Here is a 23,140-nt window from a genome sequence, read left to right on the forward strand (position 1 = left end):
GGGGGTTAGGGGGAGAGGTGCGAGGGACAAACAACAAAAATCCGGCTGTCATCGCCACTATTGCCGCCACATAAAAAACCATTTCTAAGCCGCTAAAACCGAAAATAATTCCTAACAGTAAAGGCGACACAAATTGTCCTAAAAATCCTGCGCCAGTTCCCGCAGCGAGGACGCTGGAACGTAATTCTGAGGGAGCAAGATTGGCTAAACTATTGTATAAATTCGGTAAAACTAAGCCAAATCCTACGCCAAAAAATACGGCGGTGACGAGAATTAAACTCAGTTGAGATAACACAGGAATTGTAATTAAAGTCAGTGCCATTAAACCAAAGCCAAGGGCGATCGCGCCAGCCCCACCAATTTTTTTCGCCAGGGGTTTTGCGCCAAAAGCGGAGATAATTGCTGCTCCTACGGCTCTGCTAGCTAAGACAATACCATTAAGGGTACTTCCTGCCCCAATTGTTTGTTTGAGGTAGATAGGGGCGTAAATAACCACAGCATACATGGCAATTGAAGCGAGAGAGAGGGTTAATAACAGTCGCAGCGTTTCTGGATTACCTAAAACCGTCGTCAGTCCGAGAGAATCTGACTTTACCTTAGTTTTGGGCTTTTGGGGCGGTTGCTTACCAAAAGTTAACGCAGTTAAGAAAGCCAGAGGAAAGGCGATCGCGTACAAATAAAAGGCATAATGCCAATCAAACGAACCTACCCAGCCCCCCAAAAGCGGAAAAGCAATCCCCGTCAGAGTTAAAGTGCTAGTAGCGTAACCGAGGGCTTGCGATCGCGCCTCACCTTCATACATACTGCCTAACAAACCTAAACTCGCTGCCGCAATTCCACCACTAGCAGCCCCCAATAAACCACGAGTGACTAATAACGGCGCGAGATCGTCAATAAAAGCCCCAGCCGTGCCAAAAATAGCATAACCAACCAAACTAGGAATCAAGATCCGCAATCTCCCGATCCGATCTGCCAAAATCCCCAAGGGAGGGCTAAACAGCGCAATTGTCAAGCAATGAAGACTAACTAAATTACCTGCCAAAGCTGGATCTAATTGTAACTGTTCGATTATTTCTGGCAATACCGGGGAAACAACTCCTCCTGCCATTGTCGTCAAAGAACCTGCGGCAAGCAAGACTAATATTCTAGGATCTCGAAACATCAGCAAATTTTTCACTAAAAAAGATGAATAACTGGCACAAAACGGCAACTTCAGACGTTTGCCCCTTTCTCAAGGTGAATTTAACTTTTTCTCCCTTTTTCTGGACAGTAGAGGGATCTATTGACTCAAATCGGGAAAAATCACCAATAATAAACAACAATGAGACAATAAACAACGAACGATCGCTAACTGTCAAGGAATGGAACTAAAGACAGCCTTAACTAGCCAAATAGTCCGGAATCAAGTGAGAGAAGTGGGAATTAACCCGAATTACTGGTATCCGGTAGCTTGGGCAAATCAACTTCAGCCTGGTAAAATTCTGCCTGTCACGATTTGGCAAGAAAATATCGCCGTTTTTCGGGACGAGTCGGGTAAACTTCATGCTTTAGAAGACGTATGTCCCCATCGTGGTGTTGCCTTACACAAAGGAAATGTTACTGGTTGCAATCTTGCCTGTGGTTATCATGGCTGGGAATTTAACGGCAGTGGCGAATGTGTAAAAATTCCTTATTTGCCTGAATCACAAAAGCTGCCTCGCGCTGCGGTGCGGAGTTATCCAGTGCAAGAAAAATATAACTTGATTTGGGTATTTCCGGGCGAGATTTCCTTAGCTAGTAGCCAACAACCGCCAGAAATCAAAGAATTTGACCGACAAGACGAGTGGTTAATGGTTCCGGTTTCTGCCCATTTTCAGGCGCATTTCTCGATGTGTAACGAAAACACGATGGACGTTTTCCACGGCTACTTGCATCGAGGCTTGCAAGGATGGTTCGATCCGGTGTTAACGAGTTTAAAAGAAACCGAAAACAGTGTTTGTGCCGAATATAACGTTTCCTATCAAGGTAGGATGGCAAAATTTTTAGGATTAAGCGATCGCGCAGACGAAGTAACTACTCTACCAATCTCAATTCAATATCGCTATCCTCACTACTACACCTCTCTTCAAGGTGTTTCTACTTTATATCTGATGCGTTTGCCAATTTCCCCTACGGAAAGTCGTTCTTTTGCTTACTTTTTCTTTAAAGTTCGTCTTCCTCGGTGGTTACTTCAACCCCTCCAGCCCGCGTTACAATTCCTGCTTCCGCGCTTTCTCTTACTCAAATTTCTCGCCCAAGATATCGAAATGGTGGAAAGCGAACAACAAACCTATCTCAAAAACCCTCAACGGCGTTACGTGGAAATCAACCCAGCAATTATCGCCGTCCAACGCTTGATAATTCGTCAATACGAGCAATTTAAACAGAATTCTTTGTCAACAACCGAAAATTCAACAACGTCCCAGAATGGTATCGTTGAGGGTGTCAGCCAAAATCCCAGTTAAATCAACCAGTTTTGGCAAAATTTTCCTAGTAATAAAGAGGGAAATTTTCTCTGTGGGAAATCCAACTCATCTAACTTTTTGCCCAAAAAAACCACTAACGATGAACAATCTACCGCCAACAGAGTCTTTGAATTATAGCAGTAGACTGCTACCATACTTGGAGTTTCTCAGGAATTGAAGTGTAGACTAACTTTGCCAAATGGTATTAAACAGGTGAGAGGAGTAAATCCGTGCAAGTTGTGAAAGAGTACGTTCAGCGCTGGTACGAAAGCGGACTAGATCCAGATGAATTTATTTGTCATGCTAAACAAGGTAATCTGGTTGACATTGAAGCGCCTACTACTGGCAAACGTCAAACAGTGCTAACTTTTTGCACTAATGACGTTTTGGGTTTGACTCAATCAGATCGAGTCAAGCAAGCAGCTATTGATTCGATTCTTCAATATGGTACGTCAAATAGTTCCTGCTCGGTTTTGAGCGGTCGTATAGACTTACACCGTCAATTGGAAGAAGAAATTTCTCAGTTTAAGCATCTACCCCACACCCAACTGTTTCTTAACGCTTGGATGGCGATGCAAGCTTTGGTGGATGCTTTTTGTCATTTGGCTATTCCCGTTCCAGGATTTCAGCATACCAAAGAGACGTTAATTATGACCGATGTTCTCAACCACGGTTGTATTGTCTCGGCGGTAGTCAATGCTGGCACTCGTTCTGGTAAAGTATTCGGTCATAGTCCCCAAGTACGAGTCAAAGCTTATCGTCACTGCAACGTCGAAGATTTAGCTCGGAAATTAAAACGATATGCTCGTCCTGATGAGAGAATTATGGTAGTTTCTGATGCAGTGTTCTCGATGGACGGGGATATTGCTCCTCTCCCGGAAATGCTGGACGTACTAGAAAATTATGACGGTAGCGTGTTATTAATGGACGAAGCTCATGCTAGCGGTGCGATCGGTGCGACGGGAAGGGGAATTTACGAACATTTTGGGATTTTACCCGAACAGGCGATCGCTCGAGGTATCGTCCCTTTGATTTTAACCACTTTTTCTAAGTTTGCAGCTTCGGCTGGGGCGGCGATTAGCACTCATGTTGCCGAATTTAAACCTTTGTTGAACGTTTCTCCTACTTCTATTGGTACAATTTCTTTACCACCAGCAAGTACGGCTGCGGCTTTGGAGAGTATTCGTCAGGTGCGCCAATCTCCTGAGTTGGTGCAAAGGTTGCAAGCTAATACTCGTTACTTGCGAAGTCGTCTGGCGGAAACAGGTTTTTCCGCGATCGGTGAAACTAATGTCATCCCCGTCATTTTACCCCCAGAGATTAATCCGAAAATCTTTGCGCGGGAGATCATGTCAAACCACGGCATTTGGATTTCACCAATTTGGTTTATCGCTAAACCTCGTCTCCGCATTACGGTTAATTCTCTCCATACTCAAGAGGAAATGGATCGTTTGATTGCTGCTTTGGTAGCAACGCGAGACTTACTTTATCGACCGACAATTAGTGCATAAATCGGTGTTTAAGTCAAGAGAAAATTTAGAAATTCGGGCTGCGATCGCTCCAGAAGATTTGGCAAAGTTTCTGGATGTACCAGCCCTTGTTTACCGCGATAATCCCCACTGGGTAGCACCTTTGCGTAGCGAAGTCGCCAAGCAATTTGCACCCAGCAATCCTTTCTTTAAATATGGTAAATTACAGCCTTTTATTGCCATTAAAGATTCAGTTGCGGTAGGGAGAATTGTTGCTGCGGTTAATCAACGTTTGGTTGACAAAGAACGTAGAAATGTGGGTTTGTTTGGCTTTTTTGAGTGTATTGAAGATTGGGGAATTGCCCAAGCACTTATTGATACTGCTTGTGATTGGTTAAAAGCACAAGGAATGACTTTGGTTCGCGGTCCAATCGACCTTTCTACTCACAATAAATGTTTATTTTTGGTCGATGGGTTTGACGAACCACCAATGGTTATGATGCCTTACAATCCTCCTTATTATCCTCAATTTATGGAACAGTTGGGTTGGGAAAAAGCACAAGATGCTTATGCGTATAAATTTCCTTTAGATGAACCCTTACCAGAAAAGTTTGCTAAAGCTTATCGAATTGCTTGGAAATCGGGAATAAATTTTCGCCAAATTAATCTTAAAGGTAAAGCTTTTGAAGAAGATGCTCTTCGACTTTATCAGCTTTTTAATAAGTGTTTTGCCAACAACTTTAGTGCTACTCCTCGCACTGAAGAAGAATTTCTCGAAGAAGCAAAATCCCTACAAAATTTAGTCGATGCAGATGCTTTTCCCATCGCCGAAGATAATGGCGAAATGGTCGGCTTTTTTATGGGTTTACCTGATTATAATATTCCCCTTAAATACGTGAATGGTAAACTAAATTGGTGGGGAATGCTGAAGTTTTTCTGGTATCGGCGACAAATCGATCGAGGGAGAGTGGTAATAATTTGTTCGTTACCAGAATATCGACGAAAAATGGTACCTTTAGCGTTAATTTATTTAGGGCTTCAAGGAGCAACTAAAAAAGGTAAACCCTACAAATACGCGGAATTAGGTCACGTTTTTGAAGATAATTTCCCCTCGCGTCGTTTAATTGAGGCATCGGGTGGTAAAATTCACAAAACTTACCGTATTTATGAGAAAAAAATAGGGACTGGGGATTAGGGATTAGTGACTGGGGATTGGGGATTAGTGACTGGGGATTGGGGACTAGGAAATAGTAACTAAAAAGATTAGAAAAATTAGATGAAAACTATCAACTACCTCCAAAAAACTGACAACTTTATCGCTAATTCTAAATCCATAAATCACTAATTAACTCATCTTTGATTACCCATACTAACTATTAAATACTAACAAATATTATGAAAGCATTTGTAACTGGAGCTAGTGGATTTACAGGCTCTCATTTAGTAAAATTACTAATAAATAAAGGACATGATGTTGTTGGTTTGGTTCGTAAAACAAGCAACTTAGAACGTCTTGCTGATTGTAATCTTAAGTTAGTTTATGGTGACATTACCGACAGGGAAGCTTTAGCTAAGGGAATGACAGATGTAGACTGGGTTTTTCACACCGCAGCTTATGTAGAATTAGGCTTAGTTGATGCTAATAAAATGGCAAAAGTAAACGTAGAAGGAACCCGCGCCGTGTTAGAAACTGCCCAAGCTGCTAACATTTCAAAAATGGTTTATTGCAGCACAATTGGCGTATTTGGCGATACAAAAGGGAGAGTTATTGACGAAACTTTTGTCAGACAACAAAGTGAATTTTCTTCTGCATACGATCGCACAAAATTTGCGGCGCAACAATTAGTAGCTGAATTTGCGGCGAAAGGGTTGCCTGTAGTTAGTGTTTTACCGTCGGGAATTTTCGGTGCAGATGACCCTCATTTTGGTCCAGTTATTGACCAATTTCTCAAGGGAAGATTAAAATTGTGGGCGGGAGGATCTCGCGTGACGGGAATTGTCCATGTTGACGATTTAGTTACGGCGATGATTTTAGCAGCAGAGAAAGGTGAAACTGGTGCTAAATATATCATTTCGGCGGGGGAACTTACAACTAAAGAAATGTTTGCTTTTCTCAGTCAAGAAACAGGTATTCCCGCCCCTGGTGAAACTCCTCAACTAATAGTTAGATTAGCAGGAAATATTCTCGATCCGCTTGGGAGATTTTTGAATTGGCAGCCACCTTTGAGCCGAGAAAGAGTACATTATATTTACGATCGCTGCGTGCGTGTGGATGCAACTAAAGCGCGTCGGGAGTTAGGTTGGCAACCTCGCGGTGTTAAGGAGACTTTGCGCGAAATCGTCGCCGCGAAGAGATAATTACATCTGTTGTTGCATCAGTCGCGCGAATAAGCCTTCTTGGGCAGCAAGTTGGGCAAATGTACCTTCTTGGACAATTTTACCTTGGTCGAGGACGTAAACGCGATCGCTATTCCGAATTGTAGTTAATCGATGGGCGACGACAATTCTGGTAATTTGTAATTTGTCGATATTTTCGCTTACTTTTGCTTGAGTTTGGTTGTCTAAAAAACTCGTAGCTTCGTCTAAAAGTAAAATTTTGGGTTGTTTAGCTAAGGCTCTAGCTAACATCAACCTCTGTTTTTGTCCCCCAGAAAGATTAGTTCCGCCGACGCTAATTACAGTTTGCATTTTCATCGGCATTTTGTCAATATCGGCGGCAAAATCAACTTGTTTGACTGCTTGCCAAGCTTGCTCGATGGTAATATTACTACCACCAGCAATATTCTCAAAAATTGTCCCACTAAAAGGTTGACTATTTTGTAAGACTACGCCGATTTGTTGGCGTACTGCATCTAATTCGAGGGAGTTTAAATCTTGTCCCTCATATTTTATTTTACCAGCTTGGGGTGTTTCTAATCCTAAAAGCAAGCGTAAAATTGTTGACTTTCCGCTTCCGGAAGCACCCACTAGGGCGATAAATTCTCCGGGTTGGGCATTAATAGTAATATTTTCTAAGATATTTGGTGTATCTTGATGGTAGGAAAAGGTCAGATTTTCTAAGGATATTTTACCATCAAGTTGACCCGGATGACTTGAATTTTGCGTAATTTCGAGAGGTGCATCAAGGATAGGTTTAACTCGCTTCCAGAGAGACGCGATCGCTAAAAGATCGATTGAACTATTACTTAAATTAATCCCCCCAGTTATAAAAATTCCAAAGGCTGCATAAAATGCCACAAAAGTACCTGTTGATAACTTTGATAAACCAATTAAAGATACCGCCAACCAAAACAATAATACCGTCGCTACTAAAGGTAAAACTTCGTTGAAAACTGCCAAATAGTCCTCAATTCGCTGGCTTTTCAACCTCAGCACTAACTGTTTGCTATAGCCTTTACTCCAATAAGCAAAAGCACGTTGAATTGCACCAGCTACCCGTAATTTAGCTACACCATTAATTAACTGAATCAGGATACCAAAAACCTCTCCTTCTTGCTCTTGTTCTCGACGTAAATACCTCAAACTAATTATACCAAAAATAAGCGTAGTTAGCGCAGCAATTAAGCCAACAGCACAAGCAACTAAAGCAAGTTTCCAGCTATAATAAAACAATAAACCTAAATTGAGTAAAGCAAAAATACTTGCCAAAAAACTACGCAAAATCGTCCCAGCAAATTGACGGCGAATCTCGCTAACAGTAGTGACTCGACTTGACAAATCGCCGCTAGAATATTGACGAAAAAAACTAGCTTTTAACTTCAATAATCGATCCCAAACCGCCGCTTGGCTAGCAAGATCGGCAAAACTTTCTACTCGCAATTGAGCAAATCCTTGGGTAAGTTGATACAAACTTCTTCCCCATGCTGCTACTAATAAAGCTAAACCTATTTGTAATAAAATTTCTCTTGACGCAGCCGGAATAGCGTAATCAATTAAAATTGCCGTCGCGTAGGGTGTCAGCATCCCCAACACAGTTGCACCGATACCACACCAAAAAATAAGTTGTAAGTCAGATTTACGTTTAAATAAAGCAAATTGTAGCAATTGCCAAACTTGTACTAAACTTGGCTTTTGGTTGATATTTTCAGGTAGAATGCGATAAAAAGTATAAGCGTGACTAGATAATTTTTGGGCAAGTTTTGCTGTTAATTTATTTTTTGTCTTCGCTACCGGATTAAATAACTGATAACTTCCTGACTTAGCTGGTAACAAAACTACAGGTTGCTCTTCCTGCAAATTATAAGCCAAAATTACACCAGCATCTTTTTTCCACCAATCTGTGGTTAACTTTACCTGACGCATTCGTAAACCAGCCGCGTGACTCATTACTGATAAAGAATTTTCTTGAGGAAGAGATGCAGGGATTTTAACTTCCAAATAGCGACAAATTTCGACAAACGCGAGAGATAAGGGGGAATCAACTATTGGTGTAAAATTTTTTGCTTGCTGCGGATTTAATAAGTGACTTAATTTTCCAAAAGCTATCTCAGTCGCTTGACTATTAACTTGTATTTGTGTTTGTAATCTTAACTCAGCTTCTGCTTGTTGCTGTTGTTTAACCTGATTTAGATGTTGAAAGACATTTTCGTGAAGTTTATCTAAATATTCCCTCAGACTTTTGGTTTTAGGTAAAGCAATTTTATGAGGAAATTCTAAATATTTAAGCCAATTATCTAAAAGCAAACTAGCATTTTTATCTCCTTTGATAATTAATTCCTCTACCTCATCTAACTCAACCTTGAGCAATTCACTTGCTTGTAAACAAACTGCCAACAAACCTTGACATTTGTCAATATTTGAAACACCAAACATTGCTTCTCCAGCATTCACACTAAATAAATATTTACGTCTTCCATGAGGAATACCATTCTCAACATCAACAACAAAAATAGCAATTTCTCCCGATTTAACCAGCCAAACAAGATCGGGATCGTCGAGCAAATTAGCCTTATTTACATTTACCAAATAACCTTGTCTTTCCCACAAATTACGAACATCTTCACCATGCTTACCACAGTCATCATTTATCTGCGTGTATCCGCGTTCATCTGTGGTTAATAATTCCTCATTATCAAGACTTTTTCTTTCTTGACTCAAACTCCAATACAGTTGTTTCAATTGCAATAATTCTTCGTGAGTTCCTTTCTCTACAACCTTTCCCTCTGATAACACCAAGATTTCATCGCAGTTACGAACCGTACTTAAACGATGAGCAACAATTAAACAAGTACAGCCTCTTTTTCGCAAATTTTGGTCAATAATTCTCTCAGTTTCTGTATCCAAAGAGCTAGTTGCTTCATCTAAAATAATTAGACTCGGATTATTAACTAAGGCTCTAGCAATTTCCAAACGCTGTCGTTGTCCTCCACTTAAATTTAAACCAGCTTCAGTTAATTTAGTATTGTACCCTTTTGGTTGCGATCGCGTAATTTCATCGATTACTGCATCTTGACAAGCTTGACTTATTTGTTGCTCGGATATGGTATAATCCCACAAAGTTAAATTATCCCTAATTGTCCCGGCGAATAAACAAATATCTTGAGATACAAAAGCAACTGATTGAGCAAATAAATAAGATGGTATTTCTGACATTTCTCGATCGTCAAACAGAATTTTACCTGACCAAGGTTGATAAAGTCCGCAAACGAGTTTAGCAATCGTCGATTTACCCGAACCACTAGCACCCACTAAAGCAATTCTTTGTCCTGGTTTAATAGTTAAATTCAAATTTTCAACTAACGGCGGATCGATAGGGCTATAGCCAAAGGTAACATTTTTTAACTCTATGTTTCCTTGTAAAGGTTGAGATGAATTTTGATTTGTTTGTTGGTCTTCCTTCAAATTATCTGCTATATTGGTTTTATAGACATCATCTAAACGTTCTAAGTCTCCCGTTAATTCTTGAATCAAACTACCAAAATCAACCAAGCGGCTAATTGGCGCGAGGAAAGCTTGAATTAAAATTCCAAAAGCGACTAAACCGCCAATAGTTAATTCTCCTTGAATAATGCGCCAACCACCAATTACCAAAACTAACATCGAAGTTAATGCTGTTAGCAAACTTGGTAAAACTGCTAAAATTTGATTTTGCTTGCTTAAATTTTGTTGAGTGTTAATTGCTTTCGTATAGTAGCCCACCCAGCGCGAAAAAAAATCGGAAGTTTCCCCAGAAGCTTTCAGAGTTTCGATGTTTTGCAAATTAGCGATCGCTACTCCAGACACTTGTCCGTATTCTTGTACCAAACGCCGATTTGCATCTTGTCGCTGTCGAGATAACCATGCTAAAACAAAAACATTAATAATGGCAAAAAATATGCCAATTCCTGTTAGAAATAGGTCGTATTGAATTAAAATTAAAATATAAAATAAAGCGATAATAATATCAATAATTGTCGTTGCCAATTTGCCCGAAAGTAAATCAGCTACCTTATCATTTAATTCGACCCGGCTAGCAATTTCGCCAGCAAAACGTTGCTCATAAAAACTAATTGGTAATTGCAGCAAATGCCAAACAAATTTGCTCGACATTCCCACCGCCAGTTTGATTTTTAAACCTCGTAAAGCTTGCAACTGTAGCAAAGTCAGAATAGCTTGAATAACTCCTGCCAAGAATAATCCTAATAGCAAAGGACGCAACCAATCTTCCCTCCCCGCAATCAAAATTCGGTCGATAAAAATTTGCGTAAAAACTGGTAAAGCAATCGTCGGAATAACTAAGAAAAAACCTACCAAAACCGCATACGCGATCGCGCCCACAGATGACCTTAACCGCTCCCACAAAGCTATAATTAAACTAGGCTTGCGTCCTCCGGGCTGAAAATTTGCACCCGGTTTCATCGCCAAAACAACACCAGTATAAGCAGCGTCAAATTCCTGCCAAGAAACTGTCCTCGGTCCCGTTTTCGGGTCGTTAACATAAACTCGGTTTTTAGTAAAGCCTTCAACGACTAAAAAATGATTAAAATTCCAGAAAACAATATAAGGAAACTCTAACTTTTTTAATCCGTTCAAATCGGTCTTTAAACCTTTAGCCTCCAAGCCATAATTACGCGCCGCTTTCACAATATTTATCGCCTTAGAACCATCGCGAGAAACCCCACATTCTACCCGCAACTCGGCAAGGGAGACAATGCGCCCATAATAACCTAAAATAATCGCTAAAGCTGCCGCACCACATTCGACAACTTCCATTTGTAGAACCGTAGGCGTTCTGACTCTTTTGCTCATTGTTTATTGCTTAGAAAATCGTGCAATTAGCTTAATTAACAGTTTGATTAATTAAATCCCGCTAGCTTGTTTTAAAAGCGGAATAACTAATTCAATTGGCGCTTGCTTCTTAACAGTAACCCGGCTAGAAGTAGTAGTTCCCGAAGTAATTTTTAATTCAGGTCCAGCAGAAGCAGACCATTGATAACCGCTATAATTAGAAGTATTTGGTTGAAGTTCGGTAAAAACCGCGATCGCGCCTCCTTCGGGAAGCAATTTTTCCACAACTTCCGCATTACCAACCAATTCAGTTGCACCCTGTTTCGTTACTGGAAACGGCGATACCTCAGTAACAGTACCGACAATACCGCCAAATTCTTCTCTTTTTACCGTATTTGGTGTAACTTGAACCTCCATCCCTGGTTCAATCTTTTTCCCGTCTTGAATAGAAAAATAGCTAACCGCTAACATCTCTTTTCCGGTTTGAGATATTTGCAAAGTTCCCAAAGAATTTCCAGGGTTAACATATTCGCCAGCAGTAGTAGTAACTTCGAGAATGCAGCCCCTATGCGGACTAAAAATTTGACTATTCTCAGCTAATTTTAGTTCTAACTGAGCAACATTTTGCTCCACTGCTTGAATTTCATTTTGGCGGGTATTAGCAGCTTCAATTTTTACCTGTTCTCGTTCTTGTTGTTGACTTGCTAATTCTTCCAACTGAGCTTGCAATTGAGCAACTTTATTGAGACTTTCTTGATAAGATTCTTCTGCTTGTAACTCGCGAATTTCTAACTCTTGCAATTGCGCTTGTAAATCAGTAATTTCTGTAAGCGAATTCAGATAAGTTTGTTCTGCTTCTAGTAAAGCATCCGCAGAAATTGCCCCTTCTTCGCGAAGCTGACGGCGATTTTCTAAGCGTTGTTTGAGAGTAGGAGCTAATTCGCGAGCATTGTCAAGCTTTTGTTGAATAAGTTGACGTTGTTTTTGGATAGTTTCGAGTTGTTTTTTTTGCAAATCAGGAGCAAGATTTTCCGCATTTCTTAACTCTTGTAACAACGCTTGACGCTGTTGTTGCAGATACTGTTGTTGCTGGTTAGATTGTTGTTGTTGTAATGCAGTCAATTGGCGATCTTGACTTTTTAATTCCGTTAATTTATTACGTTGTTGGGTAAGTTGTTGTTGAACTTCTGTGGGTTCAATAGTAGCTAAAATTTGCTTAGTTTCGATACAGTCACCGGGGGCAATTTTTAGTTCTTTTAATTGTCCCGCGATCGCAGATTGTAACTCTACCACTCGACGCGGTTGAATTAGCACTCCTTCGGCTTTCACGGTAATCGGTATTCGTCCCCAAATACTCCAAACCCCAGCAAATGCTACTAGGGAACCTGTAGTCAACAAAGCTAACCAATTTTTGGCTGTAACTACTTGCATTAATTCGTCAATTCTCTCCGGTGAAGATACACGATTTAATGCTTCTTTCCGAAAAAGATTATTCATAATTTGTTAGTAGTTAATATTACTCATAGCGCTGCATCACGCGATAAACATAAACCTTTCTAGTCTTACCTTTCAAAGGAATTAAACCCCAAGATTCTACGGCAAATTTATCGTGAAGATGTACTAAAGTTTCTTTAGCAATCAAAATTCGACAATCACTAGTTTGGCGTTCTTTTTGGCAACTTTCTAAACGAGAAGCAATATTCACGCTATCGCCAATTACACCATATTCTAAGCGTTCTTTACCACCCAAAGAACCCACCATAACCGAACCTGTAAAAATGCCGACTCGAATCTGAATTACCGGTAAATCTTTACTTTGCCAATTTTGATTTAATAAGCGCAAACGATCGCCCATTGCTAAAGCACAACTAACCGCTTGTTGAGCATCAACAGCCATTTCTGCGGGAGTTTTACTCGGTACAGGTACGCCAAATACTGCCATTAAACCATCGCCCATAAACTTATTAACTACCCCATGATGTCGAGAGACTTCTTGTGTCATTGTCGTCAAATATTCATTCAGCCAACTCATCACTTCTTCGGGCGATCTTTGTTCAGAAATAGTGCTAAAATTACGAATATCACTAAAGAGAATTGTCGCCGTAATTCTTTGTCCTGGTAAAATACCAGATTTGAGTAGGCGATCGCGGTCTTTCCACAAAGCCAGGGCAACTTCGGGAGAGGTTTGCTGTCCTAATAATTTCATCACCATTTTTTGTTGTTGTCTGGCTTGTTGCATTTCGTAAGTAATTAACGATCCACTAGTAAAAAGAACGGCTAAAGTAGGAGATGCTAAAGGAATCCATCCAGAGTTAAGAAAAAGCACGAATCCGATGCCGAAAATTGACGCGATCGCACCAAACTCACCCAGACACAAAACCAGGAAATTGTTGCTACGCCAAGCGATCGCGCCGCCAACTAAGCCCCAGCCCCAAATCCAAAGTATTTCTTGCCAGTCACTCCAAAACCAAAAGACTGCTCGATTTTTTTCCACTCGATCGAGAATTTGACTCACCATTTGTGCGTGAATAATTACTCCAGGCATTCCCGGATTATCCGGTTCCGCTACACTGAAAGGAGTAGGAAAAAAATCCTTCAAGCTTGGCGCGGTACTCCCAATCAAAACTAGTTTATTTCTAACTAAATTTGGCTCAATTTCTCCGTTCAAAGCTTCACTTAATGTTACCTGGGGTGCAACCAAATTAGGCGAGCGATAATCGAGTAAAATTTGATAGCCGAGAGCATCAATTGTTTGATAACCGCCAGAATCAGCATTTAAGGCAAAAAAAGTGGTTTCTCCAAGCTGTAAGGAATTAAGATTAATTTGCAAATTGTCCTCAGCAAAATACTTTAAACTTAAGCGTAGGGAAAAGGAATAAAATTCTTCCGTAGCGGTAAAAGCATATAATAAATTTCGCCGGACAACGCCATCAGGATCGATTAAAATATCATTAAAACCAACTCTTTCTAAAGGTACAGTTGGTGGTGGTGGGACACTTTCACCACTAGGATCGATTAACTTTTCGATCGCCACCACATTTTCCTCTTGCAGTTGCTTTAATAAAGCTTCATTTCCGGGAGGTTGGGGAATATCGCGATACAGATCCAAACCAATAACTTTTGGTTGATATTTTTGCAATTCAGCTAACAATTGTGCTAAAGTGCGATCGCTGAGGGGCCACTGTCCTTGTTCGCGGAGATCGGCTTCCGTAATTGCCACCACCAACAAACGCGAATCAGGAGGTAAAGAAGTTTGCGATCGCATCAAGCGATCGTACGCAGCTAACTCCAGAGGTTGCAACCAACCAAACTGTCTTACCCCCAGTAACAAACCCGTCACAGCAAGACTACCAACCGCAACTGCTGGTATTCGACACAAAAACTTGTAAATCTTGCCAAGACGATCCGGGAACCATTTCACTTTTGCTTAAATAAACATCGGAATAGGATTGAGCCACTCTTCTTTTAAAGGTTCTTCTAACCAGCCTAACTTAACTGGAACCTCATAAAGCCTTCCCGGAGCAAACTGCGCCCAAAAATGACGCAACCCAGGAACAATTAACTTCACTACACTCATCTTAATGTCCGGACGAGTGAGATCCAAAACTAAAGTTTCTAAACCTCGTTCCGCAGCAATATTTACACATTTCATGACATCTTCGCGCAAATCAAAACTTTCCTCCTCTAGATAATCTCGATAAACTTTTGCTTTGACAGTTTCATCTGCTACTAAATAAGGTTGATTTGCTACTGTTGCCATTTCACACCAACTCTGCATATCTTCGCGAGAAAAAATTGCTCTCCCTTCGGGATCGGCAGCCCCAGAAAGAAACACCATTTGATTCATTTCTGCCACTGCCCGTAGGATGGCAATTTTCGGATTGAAATGACAACCAAAACCAAATAAAATATCCTCTGGCTGGCGATTATTCCGATGGGAAATTGCTGCAAAAGTTGGAATATTCAGGTCGCTGGTAAGATCCAAAACCCAAAAATCCCGCCCTAAACTTTGATAATATTCTTTAACTTTATCCAGATAATTTAAGCCAAAACTTGCCAAATTTACCGCAGGTCTTTTAACTCGATTGTACCACCACAAAGCTACCGCATCTCGTTCAACTAATTCCAAAAATCCTTGTAAAATCGCCTCTTCCAAACAATTTCCTGCCGCATTGCCATTGGTATCTGCCCAGCAAAAACATTGTTCTTTGGGCAAAAAATAGCCATAGTAACAGTATGCTGTCGGCAAATATTTAAATTTTTCTGCTGTTAGCGACCAAACGGGAGTCCATTCAATTTCTTGCTCTGGATTGAAAGGTTCGGGAATCCATTGAATCGGATGATTAATTTGATTCCACTCCTGTCTTTTTTGATATTGCTGTTCGCTGTAAAGGAGAAACTTATCCGGAGCAATAGCATCATCTCTGAGTTGAGAATATGTAGCTTTTACCCGCATTTCTTGACCAGTATAAATTCCCGAATACCGTTCGATTGCTTCACCCAAACAACTAACTTTGGCTTGCCAATCTGTTTGACCTTTACCCGCACTTTTGCGGCGTAAAGCTCGTTGCAAACTATCTAGATCGTGACCTGTTTTCGGAAAATTATGTTCGGCAAGATAAACGTGAATTAAGCTATTTTCTTGGGGAAGCGGATTAAATATTTTGCGAACAACTCCGGTAATTGGACTGAGATGAGCGGTGTATTTCTGCCAAGTTTCTTGAGGCGAGCAACTGCGATATCCGCCAGATTGGTTATCAAGTTTAGGTTGACTTTTTAGTAGCAAAGGTTGCGGTTTTAAGTGATTTTTTGAACCGCATTTAAGACATTGCGGTCGTCGGATTAGTTGGTGATGTTCTAAGCTTAAACTAACTAAATCAAAAGTGATAATTTTTCCTAGTAATTGTTTTTCTTCTGCTCCTACCAGCCATTTAGCTATTTCTGTGGCTGCCAAATTAAAGCCGATTTGGATAGTAGGAGGTAAGGCGGAGCGAGAAACAGGAAATGGTCGTAAAATTCCTTTTTCTTGTTGCAGAGAAGATTCAATTTCTCGATTCATTTGTAAACGTTGGCGGAGACATTGCCAACAACCTGTTTGATTAGGAACAAAAATTGGACCAATCCACAAAACTGCTCCTACAGGTTTAACTAATAGCCAAGGTTTTCCGGAAAGTAATGCCTTTTGATTAATAATTGCTAATTCTGGTTGCAGATAATCGTCGGTTAAGACAACTGTCAAATCTCCCTCTTCGCTAAGATTAATATTCAGAGATTTCAGGGCGTAAATAAATGGTTCGGTAGGAATATTGCTGATATTAGTGACAGTGACTTGGGCAGATTTTAAGCTATTTAATGTAGTTGAACTGTCGAGATCGAGTAAATGCCAAAAACTAGCAAAACTAGGTGGTAAATTAGGCTCTGCTTCGGTAATATAGCCTTTATTTTGTAGTAATCTTAGCCCATAGTTAATTTCCTCGGCTGTAGCTTTTCCTTGTAACTGCTGGACAATTTCTGCAATCGTGTAGCTGCCATTCAGAAAAGGTGCTAGAAGCACATAAAGTCGTCCCCGTAAGACAAAATGTCCTTTTTCGCTCAGTAAATAAACTAATTTTGGTTCCCTAACTTCAACATGGAAGTGATTTTTGAATTTTGGTTTTTTGAGCATAGTTTACCTGTGGCTAGTTACGGAACCAATTGGAAAATATTGAAGATAAATAGCTGGTAAAATAACTGACTATAATTGCCTAATCTGTCTCAAAAAGGGTATAATTATAGTCAGTGTTATTTCTGGGAATTGCCCATTTTTTGTGTAATTTTTAAGGTAGCTGCACGATTTAGGGATTATTTTCAGAGCGACGATCTTTTAGCGATCGCACGCCAATTTTAGCAATTTAATTTGCAGTGGAGATCCACCCTGGTAGGTGAGATTACTCCTTATATCTTAGTTAAGAGCTAATTGAGGATTAGTAATCTCGGTGGACGTGCTGAGATTTTGCTTGATTTCGTTAATTTCTGCACGCAATTGTTGTATTTGAGAGTCTTTTTCTTGCAACTGTTGGTATAAACCTTGAATTGCCGCTAAAGCGACTCCATTAGCATCGACAGCAGAAATTTGCGTTTCGCTATCTCCCAAACTAAAGCTAGCAGCAAAATCTTGCGCCATTGGTCCGAGGTGACGAACGCTCGTACCTTCATCGGTATAATTCCAAGTAGTTATGGGGAGAGATGCCACTTTTTCCAGGATTTCTTGATTATCGATATTAGCGAAGTTTTCTTTAATTTCGCGATCGCTCCAGTAACCCCAGGATCTGTGGGAACCTTCCGGATCGTATTCAATCAAACCCTGTTCGAGCTTCTTCTTTATCCACTTATCGGACTTATTTTTGGTATTAAATGGTTTACCACTTTTAGTGTGGATGTAGCCAGTGCCGCCTACACAGTCTGTTAACATCTCATCAGACAATTCTTCGATTAAACCATCTTCACTGGCGTGAGTTTTATTCTTGTCGAATAAATCCATTTTTGCCTTCTCCTGTTGAATATCTTGAATACTGATTGCTGCACCCTCGCCCTAATGCTAGCTAGGGTAATTAAGTATTTACCTCTACCCGAGGGATTAAGATTTAGTTAATTATTTCTTTCCCTAAGTGTATCTACGGGATTTTTTTGCTGAAACCGGAGAAAAACAAGAGTTTTTTTTTCGCTCGCGTTTCTCAAGTAATCCTTCTCAGTAGTAATCCTCTAGATAGATGAATTATTAAATAAAAATTTCAAAAATATACCTGGCGAAATAGCTGAAGACAGTTCAGTAGGAAACTCAGGTAATGAAACAAAGACGTAAGTATTTTTATCTAATTTTGAAAATGGCGATCGCGTCTTTGGCAACCACTACATCCGCCTCAGCTCAACCTATCTCCGCCGATGGAAGCCTATCAACCACAGTCACTTCACCCGATAATCTCAACTTTGTCATTACTGATGGAAACCGCGCAGGAGACAACCTTTTTCACAGCTTTGATAGCTTTTCCGTACCTACTAACGGTTCAGCTTTCTTCAACAATAATGCCAATATTAGCAATATTATTAACCGAGTTACAGGTGGGGCAATTTCTAACATCGACGGCTTACTTCGCGCCAACGGAACAGCTAATGTATTTTTACTCAATCCTAACGGAATTATCTTCGGTTCCAATGCTCAATTAAATATCGGCGGTTCCTTTGTTGGTAGTACCGCCGACAGCTTAAATTTTGCCGACGGTACTGAATTTAGCGCAACCAATTCTTCATCCCCTCCTCTCCTGACAATCAGCGTACCAATTGGCTTGCAATATGGCAGTAATCCCGCATCAATAGAGGTACGCGGTACTAATTTAGCAGTACCGTCAGGTCGCAGTTTAACCTTGGCTGGTGGAGAAATAAATATCATTGGCGGTAAGCTAACAGCCGCCACTGGAAATATCGATTTGGCTGCTGTATCAGGTAACATTACTGTGGGTTTAACCAGCAATAATAACCAAATTCAGTTAAATTTACCGAACAGCATTGACAGACAGAATATTTCTCTGACTGAGAATAGCTTAGTTAGTACGACTGCTGAAGGTAGTGGGAACATTCAATTATTTGGTAAGCAAATTATCCTCGAAAATTCGCGAGTTGAAGCTAATACTCTGGGAGCAGGAGTAGGAGGAAATATTACCGTTAATGCGAGCGAAAATGTAGAATTACTCGGCGATGTTGCTAGCGGAATCTTTAATAATGGCTTATTTGCAGAAACAATTGCTACAGGAACAGCAGGTAACATTAAAATTACTAGCAACAGCTTAACTATTGCCGGAGAAGCGAGAGTTTCGGCGGCTACTTTTGGGGCTGGTGATGGGGGAAATTTAACTGTTAATGCTAGGGAAACTATAGAATTAATTGGTGCTGAATCGAACAATGTCGCTTTGTTTACAGGATTATTGACCGATGCTGAAAATCTCGGAGATGCAGGAAATTTAGTTGTCGAAACAGAACGTTTAACTGTTAGGAATGGAGCGCAGATTTCGGCGGCTACTTTTGGGGCTGGTGACGGGGGAAACTTAACTGTTAATGCTACTGAATCGATCGAATTAATTGGCGTTACTCCGGCTGATTTTTTAGCTAGTGGTTTATTTACCGCCGTCCAACCAACCGCTACGGGAAATGCTGGAGATTTAACGGTTAATACCAGAGATTTGATTGTTCGGGATGGAGCGCAAATTTTTGCTGGGACTTTAGGTGCTGGTAATGGGGGAAAATTAACTGTTAATGCCAGCGAATCGATAGCATTAAGTGGTGTTTCGCCTTTGAGTCTTATTCCCAGTGGCTTGTTTACCGCAGTTAATCCTGGAGCGCCGGGAAGGGCGGGCGATTTAACTGTTAACACGGGGCGGTTAATTATTAGTAATGGCGCGCAAATTTTTGCTGGGACTTTGGGTGCTGGTGCTGGGGGAAATTTGACTGTTAATGCGAGTGAATTTATTGAATTAATTGGTGTTTCTCCACAATTAGGTAATCCTAGTGGAATTTTTACGGCGGTTAATCCTCCTTCTACTGCTCAAGCGGGAGAATTAACGATTAATACAGAAACGTTAACTGCACGAGATGGAGCGCAGGTAGCCGCCGCCGGGTTTGGTGAAGGAGAAGCTGGTCAAGTCAGTGTAAATGCGGATACGGTAGAATTGAGCGGTATGGGCCCTGTCAGACCAGATCCTAGTAATCCGACGCAAATGCGACAAGATCCAAGCGGTTTGCTTTCGGATACGGGTGGTGAGAGCGATTCTGGTGATGTGACGCTGAATGTGCGGCGGTTGACGGTGCGAGATGGTGCGGCGATCGCGGTGAACAATCGCGGTTTGGGTCAAGCTGGTAATCTGGAAGTTCAAGCATCTGAGATTTTTCTCAATCGCGATGCAACCTTAAGTGCTTCGACGGCTTCGGGAATTGGTGGCAATATTAATTTAACGGTGGAAAACTCGTTACAGCTACAGGAAAATAGTATAATTTCTGCCGAAGCTGGCGGTAGCAGTGCGATCGATACTTTAGCCGGAAATGTCAATATTCAGACTCAACTTTTACAGGTAGAATCAGGTTCAGCGATCGCGGTGAACAATCGCGGTTTGGGTCAAGCTGGTAATCTGGAAGTTCAAGCATCTGAGATTTTTCTCAATCGCGATGCAACTCTTAGTGCTTCGACGGCTTCGGGAATTGGTGGCAATATTAATTTAACGGTGGAAAACTCGTTACAGCTACAGGAAAATAGTACAATTTCTGCCGAAGCTGGCGGTAGCAGTGCGATCGCTACTTTAGCCGGAAATGTTAATATTCAAACTCAACTTTTACAGGTAGAATCAGGTGCGGCGATCGCGGTGAACAATCGCGGTTTGGGTCAAGCTGGTAATCTGGAAGTTCAAGCATCTGAAATTTTTCTCAATCGCGATGCAACTCTTAGTGCTTCCACAGCTTCTGGTGAAGGGGGAAATATTCAGCTAGATCTTGCCGATTTACTGTTTTTACAAGGTAATAGTGTAATTTCCGCCGAAGCTGGGGGTACGGGTAATGGTGGTAACGTGACTATTGACGCAACTTTTATTGTCGCGATCGCCAATAGTGATATTATTGCTAATGCTTTCCAGGGTCGGGGAGGTAATATTCAAATTAATGCTCAAAGTGTCTTTGGAACTCAATTTCGCCCTCAGTTAACTCCCACAAGCGATATTAATGCTAGTTCGGAATTTGGAATTGATGGTGTTGTCGAAATTGATACTCCCGATCTCGATCCTAATCAAGGTTTAGTTAGTTTACCAGAAGAGGTAATCGATCTTGCTGGCTTAATCGTTGAAGGTTGTGGAGTTGCTGAAGAAGCTAATGAATTTATTGTTACTGGAAGAGGTGGACTACCGCCAAATCCTGGTGGCACTAACCCTAGTGAAACAATTCTGGTAGACTTAGGAAACGAGAATCTGAGTAATTCTACGGATAATTCTCGCGATCGCCTCTCCGATTCTACCAAGGTCGAATCTTCTCTTCCAGATCGGATTGTTCAAGCTCAAGGTTGGATAATTGGCGATCGGGGTAATGTAATTTTAACCGCTACCCCGCCTACCGTGACGCCTCAAAGTACCTCCCCGGCTGCGCGTCGCTGTCAAACTCAGCGAGGTAATTAACTACCTCTCTTGTTCCAGTGGTCTGGAAAAACCATTTTACAAGCTAGTTATATTCATTTAAGTGAATATAACTATGAGGATTATGAAGCTTTTATCAAGACTCCGTAAAGATACTGTAAAAGGCTTGAATCTTCACTTAAATAGATGTTATTCTTACTTAGAAGTAGATTAACCAAAAAGATATTTTTTAGTAGAAATTCTCTAAAATTAGCGACTAATCTTAAGAGCGGCGAAACACTTACTACACGCCTAAATATTCACAAACAGCTAAAAGATAGCTAAAAAATAAGTATTGAGTCTCGATATTTATGTCTTTTTATTCGCAAAAATCCTCCCAGCAGAGAAAATCAAAAAATATTTCTCTTGACAGAGAATTTCAACGAAAAAAAATACTAAACTAATTGATGAAGTTAGCAAAGAGATCGGAAATAAAACTGTTTTTATCGCTCCGGTAATTGTTTCTCAGAAATGAAACTGTACCAATTGTTTAAAAATTCATGAGAAGAAAAATCTTAACCAGATTAGCAGGTGCAACCACTACCATTGCTCTCACCTTGGGAATGACTAATATTGCAGAAGCAACTCAGCTTGTTTACCTAGATTTCGAGAGTAGAACCGACCCAGGAGAATATACTTACTCAGCAACAGAACAACAAACAATTCTCGAAAACGTAGCCGCCGATTATTCCTTATTTGACGTAGAATTTACACTCAAAAAACCAACTTCAGGAGACTTTTCCACAGTTTTCTATAACACAGGAATTCTCGGAGCATTAGCCGATCCGATCGATTTTCGGAATCTAGATAAAAACGATAATGTCATCATTAATATCAATTTTTTCCTCAATCCAGACTTATTTCCCGAAATAGATCCCGTAGCTTTAAGTAGTTTTCTCACTGCTCACGAATTAGGTCATATATTAGGAGGATTACGACATCGAGATTCCTTCGGTCCCATTGGTTCGGGAATTTACAATCCACCAGGAGCAGATGCTTATTTTCCCACCTATCCAGGACCAGTAGCAGCAGACGAAACCTTAGCTCATCTTCAAGTTATTCCCGAATTTGGGATCGGTATAAATCAAGCAAATGAAGAATTATTTCTCAGCGAAAGATCGGCGGTAAGATTATCATTTAGCGAGCGCGGCAAACTAGTCAGCGAAGAAGCAGAAAATAACTCATTTGCTACCGCTCAAGAATTAGAATTAGCTCAACTAGAAGTTCCCAACCCACTGTTAACAGGAAAAAATGCCGGGAAAGAATTTTTAGTCGAAGCGATCGCGGTGACAGGATCTTTAGACACACCAGAAGAAACAGATTTCTTTTCCTTTAGCGGGAAAAAAGGAGAATTATTCAACATCGAGGTACTTTCAACCGTTTTACAAAGCCTAATCGACGTTCCCCTCGATCCCGAAGATCCGATTATTAAAGAAGAAGGGCGAATTACCGATCCCATCGATCCAATTATTAGTATCTTCGATTCCAACGGAGACTTAGTACCTTATTACGATAGCGTTGCCGTCAACAACGATGAATATGAATTACTAGACTCAGTAATCATCGATTTAATTTTGCCCAAAGACGACACCTATTTTATTCAAGTTAGCAGCGATCCCACTTGTTGCATTGACTTAGCAACAGGAGATTACGAACTATTTGCATACAACTTTGAAGCAGTCGAGAGCAAAACAGTACCCGAACCAAATTCAGCGATCGCGCTAACAGCGATCGGAATATCACTTTTTGCGACAGCCAAATCTAGACGTAAAAGCAAAAAATCTAACTCCTAGTTCTAGCA

General features: G+C 40.7%; 12 protein-coding genes. 6 read left to right on the forward strand and 6 right to left on the reverse strand.

The window, feature by feature from the left end; genetic code table 11:
• A partial coding sequence (locus G3T18_RS15005; protein WP_224411378.1) for an MFS transporter occupies positions 1 to 1,162 on the reverse strand: 1,162 nt, incomplete at its 3' end.
• Positions 1,163 to 1,361: 199 nt separating this feature from the next.
• Here G3T18_RS15005 and G3T18_RS15010 point away from each other — a divergent pair.
• The 4 genes from G3T18_RS15010 to G3T18_RS15025 all read left to right on the forward strand — a co-directional run bounded on the left by G3T18_RS15010 (position 1,362) and on the right by G3T18_RS15025 (position 6,310).
• Entirely contained in the window at positions 1,362 to 2,483 is a 1,122-nt protein-coding gene (locus tag G3T18_RS15010) for an aromatic ring-hydroxylating dioxygenase subunit alpha (RefSeq protein ID WP_224411379.1), read from the forward strand.
• A gap of 230 nt (positions 2,484 to 2,713) precedes the next feature.
• Positions 2,714 to 3,994 carry an aminotransferase class I/II-fold pyridoxal phosphate-dependent enzyme gene (locus G3T18_RS15015; RefSeq protein WP_224411380.1) on the forward strand — a complete coding sequence of 427 codons (1,281 nt, stop codon included), beginning with the start codon at positions 2,714 to 2,716 and terminating at the stop codon, positions 3,992 to 3,994.
• Between the two features lie 4 nt (positions 3,995 to 3,998).
• The gene (locus tag G3T18_RS15020; RefSeq protein WP_224411381.1) at positions 3,999 to 5,147 is read left to right on the forward strand and encodes a GNAT family N-acetyltransferase; all 1,149 of its coding nucleotides are present in this window, start codon (positions 3,999 to 4,001) and stop codon (positions 5,145 to 5,147) included.
• Between the two features lie 200 nt (positions 5,148 to 5,347).
• A complete protein-coding gene (locus G3T18_RS15025) occupies positions 5,348 to 6,310 on the forward strand; it encodes an NAD-dependent epimerase/dehydratase family protein (protein ID WP_224411382.1) in 963 nt (320 codons plus the stop codon).
• Here the strand turns inward: G3T18_RS15025 and G3T18_RS15030 are convergent, their stop codons facing one another.
• From G3T18_RS15030 to G3T18_RS15050, 5 genes are all read right to left on the reverse strand, one after another.
• The gene (locus G3T18_RS15030; protein WP_224411383.1) at positions 6,311 to 11,179 is read right to left on the reverse strand and encodes an NHLP family bacteriocin export ABC transporter peptidase/permease/ATPase subunit; all 4,869 of its coding nucleotides are present in this window, start codon (positions 11,177 to 11,179) and stop codon (positions 6,311 to 6,313) included.
• 51 nt (positions 11,180 to 11,230) lie between these two features.
• Complete coding sequence (locus G3T18_RS15035) at positions 11,231 to 12,655, reverse strand: NHLP bacteriocin system secretion protein (protein WP_224411384.1); 1,425 nt, start codon at positions 12,653 to 12,655, stop codon at positions 11,231 to 11,233.
• 19 nt (positions 12,656 to 12,674) lie between these two features.
• Positions 12,675 to 14,579, reverse strand: a complete 1,905-nt coding sequence (locus tag G3T18_RS15040) for a CHASE2 domain-containing protein (RefSeq protein WP_224411385.1) — start codon at positions 14,577 to 14,579, stop codon at positions 12,675 to 12,677.
• Between the two features lie 6 nt (positions 14,580 to 14,585).
• Entirely contained in the window at positions 14,586 to 16,823 is a 2,238-nt protein-coding gene (locus tag G3T18_RS15045; protein ID WP_224411386.1) for a TOMM precursor leader peptide-binding protein, read from the reverse strand.
• Positions 16,824 to 17,099: 276 nt separating this feature from the next.
• Positions 17,100 to 17,678 carry a tail fiber domain-containing protein gene (locus tag G3T18_RS15050; protein WP_224411387.1) on the reverse strand — a complete coding sequence of 193 codons (579 nt, stop codon included), beginning with the start codon at positions 17,676 to 17,678 and terminating at the stop codon, positions 17,100 to 17,102.
• Between the two features lie 304 nt (positions 17,679 to 17,982).
• Here G3T18_RS15050 and G3T18_RS15055 point away from each other — a divergent pair, with 304 nt between their 5' ends.
• Both G3T18_RS15055 and G3T18_RS15060 read left to right on the forward strand, forming a co-directional pair.
• Entirely contained in the window at positions 17,983 to 21,342 is a 3,360-nt protein-coding gene (locus G3T18_RS15055) for a two-partner secretion domain-containing protein (RefSeq protein ID WP_224411388.1), read from the forward strand.
• Positions 21,343 to 21,839: 497 nt separating this feature from the next.
• Positions 21,840 to 23,132 carry a hypothetical protein gene (locus G3T18_RS15060; RefSeq protein WP_224411389.1) on the forward strand — a complete coding sequence of 431 codons (1,293 nt, stop codon included), beginning with the start codon at positions 21,840 to 21,842 and terminating at the stop codon, positions 23,130 to 23,132.
• The last annotated feature ends 8 nt before the right edge of the window (positions 23,133 to 23,140 follow it).

The sequence above is a fragment of the Oscillatoria salina IIICB1 genome (assembly GCF_020144665.1).
Taxonomy (GTDB): domain Bacteria; phylum Cyanobacteriota; class Cyanobacteriia; order Cyanobacteriales; family SIO1D9; genus IIICB1.

Coding starts and splice junctions, on each gene's coding strand:
- G3T18_RS15010 (WP_224411379.1), top strand. CDS start 1,362: ATGGAACTAAAGACAGCCTTAACTAGCCAAATAGTCCGGAATCAAGTG.
- G3T18_RS15025 (WP_224411382.1), top strand. CDS start 5,348: ATGAAAGCATTTGTAACTGGAGCTAGTGGATTTACAGGCTCTCATTTA.
- G3T18_RS15030 (WP_224411383.1), bottom strand. CDS start 11,179: ATGAGCAAAAGAGTCAGAACGCCTACGGTTCTACAAATGGAAGTTGTC.
- G3T18_RS15035 (WP_224411384.1), bottom strand. CDS start 12,655: ATGAATAATCTTTTTCGGAAAGAAGCATTAAATCGTGTATCTTCACCG.
- G3T18_RS15045 (WP_224411386.1), bottom strand. CDS start 16,823: ATGCTCAAAAAACCAAAATTCAAAAATCACTTCCATGTTGAAGTTAGG.
- G3T18_RS15050 (WP_224411387.1), bottom strand. CDS start 17,678: ATGGATTTATTCGACAAGAATAAAACTCACGCCAGTGAAGATGGTTTA.
- G3T18_RS15055 (WP_224411388.1), top strand. CDS start 17,983: ATGAAACAAAGACGTAAGTATTTTTATCTAATTTTGAAAATGGCGATC.
- G3T18_RS15060 (WP_224411389.1), top strand. CDS start 21,840: ATGAGAAGAAAAATCTTAACCAGATTAGCAGGTGCAACCACTACCATT.